Below are 14,667 nucleotides of genomic sequence, written 5' to 3' on the forward strand. Positions count from 1 at the left end.
CGCCGCACGCGCCGCGGACACGTCAGCGCAGCGCGAGGACCCGGTCGATGACCTCGGACACACGCTCGGCCGAGCGGCGCCACGAGAACCGAGCCGCATTGGCCAGCCCGGCCGCGACGAGGCGTCGGCGCAGCCCTTCGTCGTCGGCGAGCCGAGCCATCGCCGCGGCCAGATCCTCCTCGTCGTAGGGATCGACGTAGACGGCGGAGTCCTCCAGCACCTCGGGGAGCGAGGCGGCGCGCGCGGCGATGACCGGGCACCCGCACTGCTGGGCCTCGAGAGGGGGGAGGCCGAAACCCTCGTACAGCGAGGGGAAGACGAAGGCGAGCGCCCCGCGGTACAGCAGCGTCAATTCCTCGTCGTCGACGCGGCCGAGGAAGCGCACGCCGGCATCCGGGATCGTGTAGCGCTGCCGAGCGAAACTGTTGGTCTGGCTGCCGACCACCCGGAGCTCGACGCCGGGATGGGTGCGCGCGAAACGAGCGAAGGCGCGCAGCATGCGCGCGAAGTTCTTGTGGGCGTTCGGCGACGACACCGCGAGGAAGTACCGCGGTCCCTCGGGCGGCTCGCCGGGCTGGAACCGCTCATCGGCGGCGCACGGGACGACGGTGTACCGCTGGGGATCGACGCCGAAGTGGGCGGCGACCTCGGCGCGCGAGAACTCGCTGATCGTCAGCAGCCCGTCGCTGTGAGCCACGAGCCGGGGGACGATCGCCGCGTAGACGGCGCGGAAGCGCCTGCTGAAACTCTCGGGATGCCGGATGTAGGTGATGTCGGTCTGGGTGGAGATCTGCGGTCGATACCAGATCGGGCCCGTGCTGGAGAGGTTGAGCAGCGGGCGGCGGAGGCGACGGGCGTGCAGCGGGAGGTCGATCTGCTCCCACGCGTGGCCGTGCCGTCGTCCGACCGGCGTGATGCGGGTCGGATCGAGGTCGGCGGGGGCGACGGTGCCGGAGGGGACGGCCAGGGTCACGTCGTCGCGAAGGAGGAGGAGTTCGCGCGATATCTCAGTGGCGAAACGTTGGATCCCCGTCAGGGGTTGGGTCAGGAACCGGGCGTTGACGATGATCATCGGGAATCTTCCGGAGTGGGGAGGGCATGGGAGTAGATGGTGAGCGAGTCGTGCCCGATGCGGTCGTCGGTCAGCGCGCGCCGCGCCCACGCGAGAGCGGCCGCCGACATGCGTGCGCGCAGCGACGCGTCGTCGAGGAGGAGCGCGGTGGCGGCGATGAGGGCGTCGTCCCCGTCGCGGACGAAGCCCGTCACCCCGTCGTCGACGCTGTCGCGGTTGCCGACCACGTCGGACACCACGGCGGGGATGCCCTGGGCCTGGGCCTGGATGAGCGAGAGCGACATCCCCTCCCAGAGCGAGGGGAACAGCAGGACGTCGAGGCCGTCGATGAGGGAGGCCAGGTCGGTCGGTGAGACCCACCCCGTCACGCGGACGGGGGCGTCGCCGAACCAGCGACGCTCGTCGGCGGGGTCTCCGCCGCCGATCCAGACGAAGTCGGCGCGGTCGCCGAGGGCGCGGGCCGCCGCGGCGAAGCGCCAGGGCGCCTTCTGGTGCGTCACACGGCCGATCATGCCGACGACGGGCCGCCGATCGGGGTCCCTCGGGCGGGGTCTGGCGGCGACGGATTCGGACGGCACGCCCGTCTGGAGCAGGTGCGCGCGCGGCGGCCGGAGCGCGGCGGCGGCGATCTCGAACTCGGATGGCGAGGTGAGGACGAGCGTGGAGCGACGCGCCGCCGCGCGCTCGATGGCGCGGGCGACGAGGCGGGCGACGCGGGGGAGGTCGAGACGGAGGAACGCGAAGCCGTGCGGCGAGTAGAAGACGCTCTCGGGGGAGCGGCGATCGCGCAGCGCCAGGCGCACGACGACGCCGGCGTAGCTCGAGTGGGCGTGGACGACATCGAAGCCCTGGGCGTCACGGACTTCGCGGTACAGCGCATGAAGGTCCCGGGTGCGGCTCCCCGTCGACAGGCGCACGAGCTGAACGCGGCGGTGGAAGCGCCGGCGCAGCGCGTCGTCGGCGGGGGTCTCGGGGCGGGGGACGAAGAGCACGCGCACCTCGGCACCGGCCTCGGCCTGACGTCGCGACAGGCTGTCGATGAGGCTGAGGACGCCGCTGCCCATGGCCTCGGTCACATGGAGGACGCGCATCAGGATGCCGTCATCTCTCGCCACGTGCGGGCGATGCCCTCGGTCAGCGTCAGGTCGTCGTCCGCTCCGAATTCCGCGACGAAGCGCGACACGTCGAGCACCGAGTGATCGACGAACGTCGCTGGTTGAGGGAGGACCCGCGTCGCGAAGTCGCGCCCCACGACCGAGCGCACGACCGCGAGAACCTCGGCGACGGAGGATCCCCGGCCCGTGCCGAGGTTGTACGCGCGGTGTCGCGGCTCGGCGTCGACCATGCGCATGATGCGCCGCACGAGGTCGTCGACGTGGATGTAATCGCGCACCATCGATCCGTCGCCCATCTGGATGACGGGCTCGGAGCGCAGGATGCGGTTGAGCGTGATCGGGATGATGCCCTGGCGCTTGGACGGGTTGGGGTTCGCCCCGTAGGGGTTCGAGATCCGCAGGGCGACGGCCGAGAGACCGGCGGTCGCGGCGTAGTAGTCGATGTACCGCTCGACCGTGAGCTTGCCGATCCCGTAGGGCGACAGCGGTGTGAGAGGGGCGTCCTCGTTGAGGAGACGTTCGGTCCGCGGTCCGTAGATCGCCCCTCCGCTCGAGGCGTAGAAGAACCGGCGGACGTTCGCGCGGGCGCACAGGGCGAGCAGCTCCACGCTCTGGCCGACGTTGGTGCGGAGGTCCATGGTGGGGTCGGCATCGGCGGTGGCGGGCGTGGTCGTGGACAGGAAATGGAAGACGAGATCCTGTCCCTCGACGGCGGACGCGAGGTCGGACACGCTGAGGAAGTCGCCGGGTACGACGACGAGGTCGCGGGCGGAGAAGGCGCGGGTGCCCCGGCTGAACCGATCGAACGCGGTGACGAGGTGCCCCGCCGCAGCCAGGGCGTCGGTGAGGCGGGAACCGAGGAAGCCGTTGGCTCCGATCACCAGGCAGCGGAGCATCAGCGGATGACGCGGGCGCGGTCGTTCGAAGTCATCGATCCCTCTCGGCGGTGGAGCGTGAGCGCTGTGCTGTCGTCGGCGTCGCGGTGACGGCCGATCGGGGGCGGCCTCGTTCCGGCGAACGGACGCGCGTCGCCCACCCTCGTGCGACGCCCGGCCCGGCCCGGACCGGACGGGCGGCGGCGCGCGCGGGTGAAGATCGTGTCACCGCGGCTCGCGGTCCGGCCCCCGGACGGGAGCACCGGAGCGGGAGACCGAGGAGCACCACCGGGTGGGGACGCGCGGTGGGGCTTCGGATGATGCCCGTGGGCTGTCGGCTCGCGGTGAAGACGGCCCACGACGCCTTAACCAGCGGCGTGGTCTTCCCCGAGCCGGGACTCACCCGGTGTCATACCGGGAGCGGCGCTGCGTGCCCTGTCCCCCTGCCCCGTCGCCGACGTGCCCGCGGGTTGCGTCCCGGTGGTACGCGCGGGCGGCGGGATCAGCGGCGCGTGGCCACCCAGTCGCGCACGCCGCGGCGCAGTCGTGCCCACCGCGCGCGCGTCGGACTCGATGCCGGTTCCCCCGCCTGACGGGCCGAGGCGAGCGCGACGTCGTCGGGCGGCCACACGAACCTCCGCACGAGGCGCACGCGGACGGACCAGGGCACCTCGCGCATGGCGGCCCAATAGGCCCGGGCGTGATTCGGCTCGCTACGCCAGAGCCAGTCGCGCGGCGTGCCCGTGGCATCCGCGTCGAGGGTTCCGGGCGCCGCGAGCGGTTCGAGTTCGGCACGGAGCGCGGGGACCGCCCCCAGCGCGCGCGCCCTCTCGACCGTTCCGCCGACGGCGCGAAGGAGCCTCTGCGCCTCGGCGGAGTGCCCGGTCGTGCGGGGTCCCGCGCCGATCACCGGGCGCACGGTGTGCAGAGCCGCGAGGACGGCATGGGTGGAGGGGGCCGGGACGAGGAGCTCGACCGCGCCGTAGCGGACCGTCTGCGCGTCGCGCAGCACCTCCTCGAACGCGGCGGAGTCGTCGAGGACCAACCCGGGCAGGCGGCGGTGCACGTCGACTTCGCAGCCCCAGCTCCCCGGTGCCATCGTCACGGTGTGCTGGATGGTCGTGCCCCGCCACGGATCGGCCGCGCGACGCCATCCCCATTCCTCGAGCGCTGTCGCCAGATCGTCGATCCGCGGGGGATCGCACCACACGTCGACGTCGCCGGAGTGCTCGCGATCGCGGAGCCCCTGATGGTGCAGCGTCGGGCCCTTGATGAAGACGCACCGGATGCCGTGGGCGGCGGCCACCCGGGCGACGACGGCGTAGACGAGTTCGTGCAGCGCCGACGACAGCACCGGAGGGCGCAGCGTCGTGACGGCGGCCGGGTGCGCGGGCCCGAGGGCGACGAGACCGGCGGCGCGGAGGTCGTCGAGGAGCGCATTCTGGTCGTCGTCGAACGCCGATTCCGGGAGGCGCGGGGCGGCGACGAGCCGGCGCCAGAGAGCGGCGGCCTCTCCGATGAGGCACACGGCCTCTCCGGGCTCGGCCGGCGCCACGAGGATCTCGGCCTCCGGCGCGAAGGATGCCGAGTCGCGCACGTCGAGTGCGCCGGCGGCGATGGGGATCCATTCCGCGACCGGCGGATCGGAAGGGCGCATGCGGAGGACCTCGAGACGGCGGAGGGGGAGACCTCTCAATATCGGTCGCTCGCCGACGGCGACGGCGGGGTCGCGCCGATCCCCGCCCGCGAAACGGGCACGGGTTCGCCCCCGGGTGAACGGTCGCGTGGGCGCCACCCACCCGGCGAACCGCGGGTCAGCGCATGCCGCCCCGGTCGACCAGGCGCGTAGGCACGAGCTGCGTGTGCGACCCGGTGGCGGGGGCGGCTGCGCGGGCGAGGAGCGTCTCGGCGGCGCGGTGGCCGAGGTCGGCGATGTCGTAGTCGACGATGCGGATGCGGCGGGGGAGGAGCCTCGACAGCTCGAAGTCGTCGAAACCGGCGAGGGCGACGTCGGCCCCTCGCGGCAGGATGGCCTCGAGGGCGCCGATCGTCAGGCGGTTGTTGGCGCAGAAGACGGCGGTGGGCGGATCGTCGGCGTCGAGCAGACGCTGCATCGCGTCGCGCGTGACCGCGGGGGTGTGGAGGCCGTCGATCACGAGCGTCGGATCCATCTCGCGTCCGGCCGCGGCGAAGGCCTCGCGGGCGCCGGCGAGACGCTCGGCCATCGTGTAGATGGCGGGCGAGTCCAGCAGGACGGCGATGCGGCGATGCCCCGCGGCGAGCAGCTCGGCGACGGCGGCCCGGGCGCCCCCGCGGTTGTCGATGAGGATCGCGTCGGCGGGGATCCCGGTGCCGGGGCGGTCGAGGAAGACCACGGGCGTGCCGAGTTCGACCTCGCGCTGCAGATAGGAGTGGTCGTCGGCGGTCGGCACCACGATGAGCCCGCCGACCTGGCGCTGGCACAGGTCGAGGGCGAGCGCGCGTTCGGTCGTGGCATCCTCTTCGCTGGATGCCATGACGATGTGCTTGCGCTCCCGGGTCGCGACCGCGGAGACGGCGGCCGCGATCGCCATGTAGAACGTGTTCGACAGGTCGGCGGCGATGAAGCCGATCGTGTCGCGGTCGCCGGAGCGCAGGCTCGCGGCGAGGGCGTTGCGGTGGTAGCCGAGGCGCTCGACCGCGGCGAGCACGCGCTCCGCCATCGCGGGGTCGACATTCGGTTGCCCGTTGATGACGCGCGACACGGTCTTGAAGCTGACGCCCGCGGCCGCAGCGACGTCGACCATGGTCGGGCGGCCGGTCTTGCGCATGCGTCTCCTCGCGTGATGCCGTCGGGGCGGCATCCTTCGAGCATAGGGATGCGCGGGGGCGCGGTGCCATCCGGGACGGAGGGAGCGAGGACAGCCGCCCGCACGGACGACGAGTGTCCACGACACGCCGCGTCCCGGGCGGGGGAGGCGGCGTGTCGTGGACACTCGACGGGGTGGGGGCGGGTCAGGGGGTCACCAGCGTGCCCGTCTCGTGCGAGGCGATCGCCGCGGCGAACAGGCGATGGGTGAGCGCGGCCTCCTCGGGGCGCACGCAGCCGAACCCGTCGCCGAGCTCGCCCACGTACTCGGCGAGGAAGGCCGCCCACATCTGCAGGATGGCATCCGAGAATCCGGACTCGAAGTTGGGGCCGGTCACCGTCGGCCAGACCGACTGACTGCCGGCGTCGACGCTCTGCCAGCTCTGCTCCCGTCCGACGCCGGGCACGTCGACGAAGGCGAACACCTCGACCTGCTTGGGGTTCTTCGTGCTGAAGCGGACGCCGCCCGACATGCCGATGGCCTCGAACTCCCACGTGTTCTTGTGCCCGGGCGCGATGCGCTTGGTCTCGGTGGTGAGAGGGAAGGGCGCCCCCTCGTGCCGTGCCCAGGAGTGGATCACGGCGTTGTCCCACGTGTCGCACGGCTGCGGCGAGCCGTCGGGGCCGGGGCGCTCGGTGACGATGTCCTGCAGGATGCCGACGACCTTCTCGGGCGTCCAACCCAGGCGCAGCGGCACGTGCCAGGTGTGCATGCCGAGGTCGTTGAGCACGCCCGCGTCGCCGCAGAACCGCTTCTGCCGCTTCCAGTTCAGGGGCTTGTCCACGTCGATGTCGCTGGCGTGCAGGAAGGTGCATTTCGCCTCGACGATGCGGCCGAGCGCGCCCGATCGCACGTAGTCGACGGCCCACTGCGCGCCGGGGAAGAACGGCATCTCGCTCGACACGCGCACGAACGACTGCGGGTTGTCGTCGATGGCCGCGACGACCGCGTCGGCCGCGGCCCGGTCGATGCCGAACGGCTTCTCGGCCAGCAGGGCCTTGCCCGCGCGGACGGTGTCGACGTAGAGCCGCTCGTGCAGGTCGTGGCGCACGGCGATGTAGACGACGTCGACGCGCGGATCGGCGAGCAGCACGTGGTGGTCGGTCGTGGTCAGCTGCACGGTGTCGATGCGCTCGAAGAAATCCAGCGCCGCGGGGTTGATGTCGCACACAGCGACGAGCTCGGGCTCGGCGGGGTGGTCGATCAGGGCGGGCCAGCGGCGCAGCGCCGCGGCGATCTCGCGGCCCATGAGGCCTCCGCCGATGATGCCGACGCCGATCTTCCTGCCGGTCATGCGGCACCGCCGATCAGGGTCAGGGCCTCGTCGACCGTCGCGTCGTCGTGGACGACCGCCATGAGCGCGGCGGTGATGCCGGCCGGGTCGTCGTGCTGGATGACGTTGCGGCCGTAGACGATGCCGCGGGCGCCCTGCGCGAGGACCGCCTTCGTGCGCTCCAGCAGCGTGCGGTCGTCGACGCGCCCGCCACCGCGCACGAGCACGGGGGTGTCGCCGGCGGCCTGGATGACCTTGTGGTACTCGGTGATGTCGTCGGTCGGGTCGGCCTTGATGAGGTCGGCGCCGAGCTCGCGCGCCTGACGAACGAGGGTGACGATCTTGGCGGTGTCGCCGTCGACGCCGTAGCCGCCGGTGCCGGGCCTGGTCTGCATGACGAGGGGCTCGATCATCAGCGGCATCCCGTACCTCTCGGCGTCGGTGCGCAGCGCGAGGATCGAGCGGATGCACTGCTCGCGGATCTGCGGTTCCCCGGGCAGGTCGAGCAGGTTGACGCACACGGCCACGGCGTCGAGGCGGACCGCGACCTGGATGGCATCCGGGACGAGGACGCTGTGCAGGGGCGACTCGAGCGGGTCGCCGTAGACGTTGGCGATGTCGGTGCGCAGCACGAGTCCGGGCTTCTGCTTGCCGGGGACCGACTGCAGCAGCGGGGCCTGGCCGAGCGTGAGCTGCACGGCGTCGGGTCCGGCGTCGACGAGCGTCGCGACGGTCTTCGCCATGTCTTCGATGCCGGTGAGGAAGTGGTGCTCGTGGAACGCGCCGTGGTCGACGGCGACGTCGAGCGCGCGGCCGGAGCGCGCGTTGAAGAGGCGATTGAGGCGGGGTTTCGACATGGGGTGTGGGTCTCCGAAGCGTCGTGTCGGGGCGCGGCTCTGCGCTCGACGGTCAGTATGCGGCGAGCAAGACAACGTTGTCAATCGCTGCTAGCGTGGGCCTCACCACGGCGAGGAAGGCGGGGCTCATGAGCCAGCTGTACGGATCGACGATCGACGAGGCCCGCCGGCGTGCGGGTTCCCGCGCGCAGTTCGCAGCGGTGGAGCACTCGCTGCGGACCGACGGGCCGGATGCCGGCACTCGACGCCTGCGCATCGTCGCCGGCGATCTCGATCTCGAGGTGCTGCCCGACCGCGGGCTGGACATCGGGCAGGTGCGGTACCGCGGCGTCCCGCTCGCCTGGGTGTCGCCGACGGGCTGGCCCCGGCCGGGTGCGGGCGCCTTCGGGGCGTCGTTCGGGGGCGGGCTCGTCACCACGTGCGGTCTGCTGTCGTTCGGCCCGCCGTCGACGGACGCCGAGGGCGCGCACCCCCAGCACGGTCGCTACACGGGCCTGTCGGCATCCCTCCGTCGGGCGGAGGTGCGGGAGGATGCCGTGATCGTCGAGGCGACCATCGTGGAGGCGACCGTCCTCGGTGCTCACCTCGAGCTGCGCCGGCGCCTGCGGGTGCCTTTCGGGGAGGGGCGCATCGAGTTGCGGGACGAGATCGTCAACCGCGGGTCACGCGCCGTGGAGCCCATGGTGCTCTACCACGTCAACCTCGGGTGGCCGCTGGTGGACACCGGCACGCTGCTGCGCTCGCCGGCGGTGCGGGTGCACCCGCGCGATCCGGCGGCGGAGGCGGGGGCGGCGACCTGGGCGGAGTTCCCGGCGCCCGTGCCGGACTACCCCGAGCAGGTGTTCCGCCACGAGCTCCCGGAAGGGCGGCGCGTGAGCGCCGAGGTCGTCGCGGCGTCGGGACTCGGCATCCGGATCGGCTTCGACACCGCCGTGCTGCCGACGATGTTCCAGTGGCGGGTGGCGCAGGACGACGGCGTCGTGCTGGGTGTGGAACCGGCGACGGCGGCGACGATCCTCGGCCGGGCCGACGCCCGCGCCGCGGGACTGCTGCGCACGCTGGCGCCGGGGGCTTCGTGGGAGCTCGGTCTCGACATCGATGTCATCCGTGATCGTTCCGAGACTTGACAACGTTGTCCGCCTAGCCGCAGGATGACTCCATCGAAGCCCGACTCCGGGTTTCGCACCCGGATGACAACGATGTCGGAGATGCGATGACGCACGACGAGACGGTGACCGCGAGCGCGGTCGGCGAGGCCCCGGCGCCCCGCCCGCGTGCTCGACTCATCGACGTCGCCACCGCGGCCGGCGTGAGCCCGAAGACCGTCTCGCGCGTCATCAACGACGAGCCCGGTGTCCTTCCGCAGACCCGCGATCGGGTGCGGCAGACGGTGCGGGCACTGGGTTTCGTGCCCGACCGCAGCGCCCGCGAGCTCAAGCGGCGCGCGGCCGACACCATCGGCATCCTGATCGACGCCATCTCCGACCCGTTCTTCGCCGCCTTCGTCAGCGTCGTCGAGGAACGGGCGGTGGCCGAGGGGCTGAGCGTCATCTTCGCCAGCACCGGGTACGACGCCGCGCGCGAGCGTACGCAGCTGGACCGTCTGACCGGTCACCGCCTGGCCGGTCTCATCGTCGCCCCCGTCGAGGTGGAGGCGGAGACCCTCGCGGGGCTCGGCGCGCGCTTCCCCGTCGTGACGATCGACCGCGCGCGAGCGGGCATCGACGCCGTCGTCATCGACGATTTCGGTGCCGCCGTCGACGCGACCGCCGCCCTCATCGCGCACGGACACCGTCGCGTGGCGTTCATGCGCGAGGACGTGCCCTACCCGACCGTGAGCGACCGCTTCGCCGGCTACCGGTCGGCGCTCGAGGCGGCGGGACTGCCCTTCGATCCCTCGCTCGTCGTGACGCACGAGCGGTTCGGCACGGGCGATGCGGCCGAGGCCGCGCTGCTGCTCGAGCGCGACGACGCGCCCACGGCGCTGCTGTGCGCGACGAGCCTCGCGGCCATCGGCACCGTGCGCGCGATCCGCGGCCGGGGGCTGCGGATGCCGGCGCTCGTCTCGTTCGGCGACTTCACCCTCGCCGAGGTGCTCGAACCCGGCATCACCTACGTCGACCACGACCCACGTCTGCTCGGTGCGGCCGCGTTCCGGCGGCTGCGTGAGCGGGCGGAGCGGCCCGACGAAGGGCCGGTGCGCATCGTGGTGCCGACCCGGCTCGTGCCGCGGGGGTCGGGCGAGGTGGGCCCGGTGGCGGGTGCCGCGGTGGACCCTTCGACAGGCTCAGGGGCCACCGCTGCTGCAGCGGGAGACCCCTCCCTCACCGCTCTTACCGAGCCCGCCGCCGCCCTCGCGGTCACCGCTCTCGCCCTCGTCCACCCCGAGTCGGGCGGCGACATCGCCGTTCCGGCCGCAGCCCCGATCGGAGCCGCGTCATGAAGCCCGTCCTCCTGCCGCCCAACCCCGTGCAGCACTTCTACCGCGGCGGCGACCGCATCGCCGCCCTCCGCGGCATCGTGCCCGAGACCGATCGCCAGCCCGAGGAGTGGCTCGGCTCGACCGTCTCGCGCTTCGGCTCCGACGAGATCGGCCTCGCCGTGACCGACGAGGGCGACTTCCTCCGCGACCTCGTGGCGGCGGACCGCGCCGCATGGGTGGGGGCGCGCGGGGGACGCGACTCCGCGGATCTCGGCATCCTGGTCAAGCTCCTCGATGCGCGTCAGCGCCTCCCCGTGCACGTTCACCCCGGCCGCGAGTTCGCCACCGCCCACCTCGACTGCCCCTACGGCAAGACCGAGGCCTGGTACGTGCTCGAGACCGAGGACGACTGCGCCGTGCACGTCGGCTGGAACCAGTCCGTCGACCGCGACGAGCTCGACCGTCGCCGCGACGCGCAGGACAGCGAGTGGATGCTCTCGCGCATGAACCGCGTGGTCGTGCGCCCCGGCATGGGCGTGCTCGTGCCCGCCGGCACGGTGCACGCGATCGACGGCGGCATCTTCGTCGCCGAGGTGCAGGAACCCACCGACTTCTCGATCCTGCTGGAGTGGTCGGTCACGACCTCGACCCGCGAGGAGTCGCACCTCGACCTCGGCTTCGACGCCGTCATGCCCTCGGTGTCGACCGAGAAGCTGGATGCCGCGGCCCTCGAGGCCCTGATCAGCACGGTCGGCACGACTCCGGCGGGAGAGGGCTTCCGCTCGCTGCTGCCGGCGGTCGCCGACCCGTACTTCCGCCTCTTCGACGCCGCGGGCGAGACCGCGTCGCGCGAGGCCGGCTTCGCCGTCGTGCTCGTGCGCGAGGGGGCCGGAGCGCTCGTCTCGGACGCCGGCGCGATCGACGTCGAGCGCGGTCAGGTCTACGCCGTGCCGTACGCCTTCGGCGCGTGGCGACTGACGGGGGCCGCCGAGGTGCTCGTCGCCGCCCCCGGTGCCGGCTGGCCCGGAACCCTGCGCGGGGGTGACGTGCGATGAGCGACTACGTCGTCGGCGTCGACATGGGCTCGACCAGCACGAAGCTCCTGGTCGCCACCCCCGACGGCAGGCAGGTGCTCGTGGTGAGCCGCCGCTCGCCCTGGACGAACCTCGACCACGGCCGGGCCGAGATGACCGCCGCACAGGCGATCGCGGTCGTGCGCGACCTCGCGGCCGAGGCCGACGCGCGCCTGGAGGACGGGTACCGCGTCCTCGCGCTCGGGGTGTCGGGCATGGCCGAGGCGGGCGTGCTGCTGGATGCCGAGGGCACCGCGCTCGCGCCGATCATGGCGTGGTTCGACCCGCGGGGGGCCGCGCAGATCGCGGCGACGCCCGACGCGTTCCGCGCCGAGTTCCTCGGGCGCACCGGGCTGCCGGTCGGGCCCCTGGCATCCGTCTCCAAGCTCCTGCACCTGCGCGACGAGGGGGTGGAGCTGGAGGGGACGACCTTCCTCAACGTGCCCGAGTACGTCGTGCACGCGCTCGGCGGCCCCCGCGTCGCGGAGTACTCGCTCGTGTCGCGCACCGGGCTCATCGACCAGGACGACAGCACCCCGTGGCAGGCGGCGCTCGACGTTCTCGGCGTCGACGAGACGATCCTCGGAAGGCTCGTCAGCGCGGGCGAGGCGGTCGGCACCATCGACGATCCGCTGCTGCCCCCGGGCTTCCACGACGCAGCGCTCACCGTCGCGGGGCACGACCACCTCGTCTCCGCCGTCGCCGTGGGCGCCACCCACACGGGGCAGCTCTACGACTCGATGGGCACCGCCGAAGCCCTCGTGCGCGTGCTCGACGACACCCTCCCGTTCGACGCCCGCGAGCGCCTCGCGCGCGCCGGCATCAACTGCGTCCGCCACGTCATCCCCGGCAAGTACGTGCTGCTGGCCGGCACCAAGTCGGGCCTGCTCATGCGCCGCGTGCTGCAGCTGCTCGGGATCACAGATGCCGTGGGCCGCGCCCGCATCGACGACGAGACCATGGCGCTCCCCGCAGACGGCACCGTCTCGGACGCGGGGCTCGCCGTCTCGGGCGCCCGCAACGACGACGGTGTGCTGAAGATCGTCGCGCAGAGCGACGGCCTCAGCCCCGCGGAGCTGTTCGCGGCATCCCTCCGGCACGGCAACGACATGCTCGCCGAGTGCATGGCCGTGATGGACCGCGAGGTGGCTCCGCCCACTTCAACGGTGCTGACCGGCGGCTGGTCGTCGATGGCATCCGTCGTCAGGTCGCGCTCGTCGCTGCTGCCCGCCGTCACGGTCTCCACCCACGACGAGGGCACCGCGTACGGTGCCGCCCTCTTCGCGGCGTTCTCCGTCGACCCCCGTTCCTTCGAGGACGTCGCCGAGACGTTCCTCTCCTCCCCTCTTCTCACCACGGAAAGGAGCTGACGATGTCGTCAGTCACAACGGCCGTCCCGGTGCTGCAGGCACGCGGCCTGTCGCGTCAGTTCGGTCATGTCCGCGCCCTCAACAACGTCGACTTCGAGGTCCACCCCGGCGAGGTCACGGCCCTGATCGGCGACAACGGCGCCGGCAAGTCGACGCTCGTCAAGGCTCTGTCGGGCAACCTCGCGGTCGACGAGGGCGAGATCCTCTTCGACGGGAAGCCGATCGAGATGTCGAACCCCCAGGTCGCCTCCTCGCTCGGCATCGAGACGGTCTATCAGGATCTCGCGCTCGCCCCGCACCTCGATCCCGTGCAGAACATGTACCTCGGTCGCGAGATCCGCCGCCCGGGGCTCGCGGGGGCGCTGGGGTTCATGAAGACGAAGGACATGGCCGTGGCCTCCCGCGCCGCGTTCGACGAGCTCGGCGCCACAGTGCGCAGCCTGACCTCGCCCGTCGGAGAGATGTCGGGCGGCCAGCGCCAGGCGATCGCGATCGCCCGCGCGGTGCACTGGGCCGGACGCCTCGTCTTCCTCGACGAGCCCACCGCCGCCCTCGGCGTGCGCCAGACGAAGAACGTGCTCGAGACCATCCGCCGCGTGCGCGACAAGGGCATCGCGGTCGTGCTGATCTCGCACTCGATGCCGCACGTGATGGAGGTGTGCGACCGCATCCAGGTGCTGCGCCTCGGCACCCGCGTCGCCAACGTCTCCGCGAAGGACACCTCCATGGAAGAACTCGTCGGGCTCATGACCGGCGCCGTCACGAAGGACGACCAGAAGTGAGCACCACGACCCCTCCCACCGAGACCGTCGCGATCGGCACGTTCGACGACGACAAGCCCGGCTTCGTCAAGGGACTGCTCAAGGCCCAGGCCTTCCAGATCCTCCTCATCCTCATCGCGATCGTGCTCGTCTTCAGCGCGCTCGCGCCCGACTCGTTCGCCCAGTGGTCGAACTTCCGCCTCATCATCCAGAACGCCTCGATCCTCGCCGTGCTCGGCGTGGGCATGACCTACATCATCATCACCTCGGGCATCGACCTCTCGATCGGGTCGGTGCTGGTGTTCTCGGGCGTGGTCTCGGCGCTGACCATGCGGGCCCTCGGCGGCGAGGGCTGGGGAGTGGCCACCATCGGCATCCTGGTGTCGATCCTCAGCGGCGTGTGCTGGGGATTGTTCAACGGCTTCCTCATCGCCAAGGCGAAGATCCCGCCGCTCATCGTCACCCTGGGCTCGCTCGGCATGGCCCTGGGGCTCGCGCAGATCCTCACCGGCGGCGTCGACATCCGCGACGTGCCGACGGTGCTGACCGTCTCGATCGGCTACGGCAACGTGTTCGGGTCGCTGCCGATCATCAGCGTCATCGCGCTGGTCGTCGTGGTGATCGGGGCCGTCGTGCTGCACTTCACGAAGTTCGGGCTGTACACCTACGCCGTCGGCTCGAGCGAGCTCGCCGCCCGTCGCGTCGGCGTCAAGGTCGACCGCCACCTCATCTCGGTCTACACGCTGTCGGGGGCGCTCGCCGGTCTCGCCGGCATCCTGGCCCTGTCGCAGTTCTCGACCACGGCGATCGCGGGTCAGTCGCAGACCAACCTCAACGTCATCGCGGCCGTCGTGATCGGTGGCACCTCGCTCTTCGGCGGCGTGGGCACGATCTTCGGCACCGTGGTCGGCCTCTTCATCCCCGCCGTGCTGCAGAACGGCTTCGTCATCACCGGCGTGCAGCCGTTCTGGCAGCAGGTCGCCGTCGGCGCGGTGCTCAT

13 protein-coding genes are annotated in these 14,667 nt (G+C 72.1%); 6 read left to right on the plus strand and 7 right to left on the minus strand.

Going from position 1 to position 14,667, the window contains the following annotated elements:
- Nucleotides 1–22: 22 nt before the first annotated feature.
- From B0B15_RS15745 to B0B15_RS15775, 7 genes are all read right to left on the minus strand, one after another.
- Entirely contained in the window at nucleotides 23–1,072 is a 1,050-nt protein-coding gene (locus tag B0B15_RS15745; protein ID WP_076677944.1) for a glycosyltransferase family 4 protein, read from the minus strand.
- On the minus strand, nucleotides 1,069–2,187 hold the full coding sequence (locus tag B0B15_RS15750; protein ID WP_176776668.1) for a glycosyltransferase: 1,119 nt from the start codon (nucleotides 2,185–2,187) through the stop codon (nucleotides 1,069–1,071). The genes B0B15_RS15745 and B0B15_RS15750 overlap by 4 nt, the downstream gene beginning before the upstream one ends.
- Nucleotides 2,163–3,083: an NAD-dependent epimerase/dehydratase family protein gene (locus tag B0B15_RS15755; RefSeq protein ID WP_076677948.1), complete on the minus strand. Its 921-nt coding sequence runs from the start codon at nucleotides 3,081–3,083 to the stop codon at nucleotides 2,163–2,165. The genes B0B15_RS15750 and B0B15_RS15755 overlap by 25 nt, the downstream gene beginning before the upstream one ends.
- Before the next feature lie 481 nt (nucleotides 3,084–3,564).
- The gene (locus tag B0B15_RS15760; protein WP_076677950.1) at nucleotides 3,565–4,719 is read right to left on the minus strand and encodes a nucleotidyltransferase family protein; all 1,155 of its coding nucleotides are present in this window, start codon (nucleotides 4,717–4,719) and stop codon (nucleotides 3,565–3,567) included.
- Between the two features lie 157 nt (nucleotides 4,720–4,876).
- Nucleotides 4,877–5,872 carry a LacI family DNA-binding transcriptional regulator gene (locus B0B15_RS15765; RefSeq protein ID WP_076677952.1) on the minus strand — a complete coding sequence of 332 codons (996 nt, stop codon included), beginning with the start codon at nucleotides 5,870–5,872 and terminating at the stop codon, nucleotides 4,877–4,879.
- Nucleotides 5,873–6,056: 184 nt separating this feature from the next.
- Complete coding sequence (locus B0B15_RS15770; protein ID WP_076677954.1) at nucleotides 6,057–7,205, minus strand: Gfo/Idh/MocA family protein; 1,149 nt, start codon at nucleotides 7,203–7,205, stop codon at nucleotides 6,057–6,059.
- Complete coding sequence (locus B0B15_RS15775; RefSeq protein ID WP_076677956.1) at nucleotides 7,202–8,041, minus strand: class I fructose-bisphosphate aldolase; 840 nt, start codon at nucleotides 8,039–8,041, stop codon at nucleotides 7,202–7,204. Before B0B15_RS15775 ends, B0B15_RS15770 begins: the two co-directional genes overlap by 4 nt.
- A gap of 128 nt (nucleotides 8,042–8,169) precedes the next feature.
- On the opposite strand from B0B15_RS15775, the gene B0B15_RS15780 reads away from it, so the two are divergent.
- The 6 genes from B0B15_RS15780 to B0B15_RS15805 all read left to right on the plus strand — a co-directional run.
- Nucleotides 8,170–9,168, plus strand: a complete 999-nt coding sequence (locus B0B15_RS15780) for an aldose 1-epimerase family protein (RefSeq protein ID WP_076677958.1) — start codon at nucleotides 8,170–8,172, stop codon at nucleotides 9,166–9,168.
- 86 nt (nucleotides 9,169–9,254) lie between these two features.
- Nucleotides 9,255–10,484 (plus strand): LacI family DNA-binding transcriptional regulator, encoded by a 1,230-nt coding sequence (locus tag B0B15_RS15785; RefSeq protein ID WP_076677960.1) that lies wholly within the window; start codon nucleotides 9,255–9,257, stop codon nucleotides 10,482–10,484.
- On the plus strand, nucleotides 10,481–11,518 hold the full coding sequence (locus tag B0B15_RS15790; RefSeq protein ID WP_076677962.1) for a hypothetical protein: 1,038 nt from the start codon (nucleotides 10,481–10,483) through the stop codon (nucleotides 11,516–11,518). Before B0B15_RS15785 ends, B0B15_RS15790 begins: the two co-directional genes overlap by 4 nt.
- Nucleotides 11,515–12,906 carry an FGGY-family carbohydrate kinase gene (locus tag B0B15_RS15795; RefSeq protein ID WP_076677965.1) on the plus strand — a complete coding sequence of 464 codons (1,392 nt, stop codon included), beginning with the start codon at nucleotides 11,515–11,517 and terminating at the stop codon, nucleotides 12,904–12,906. Before B0B15_RS15790 ends, B0B15_RS15795 begins: the two co-directional genes overlap by 4 nt.
- Nucleotides 12,907–12,908: 2 nt before the next feature.
- Complete coding sequence (locus B0B15_RS15800) at nucleotides 12,909–13,688, plus strand: ATP-binding cassette domain-containing protein (protein ID WP_076677967.1); 780 nt, start codon at nucleotides 12,909–12,911, stop codon at nucleotides 13,686–13,688.
- Nucleotides 13,685–14,667: ABC transporter permease (locus tag B0B15_RS15805; RefSeq protein WP_076677969.1), on the plus strand; the 983-nt coding region annotated here is incomplete at its 3' end. The genes B0B15_RS15800 and B0B15_RS15805, both read left to right, overlap by 4 nt.

Origin of the sequence: Microbacterium sp. RU1D (genome assembly GCF_900156435.1) — a bacterium.
Classification (GTDB): domain Bacteria; phylum Actinomycetota; class Actinomycetes; order Actinomycetales; family Microbacteriaceae; genus Microbacterium.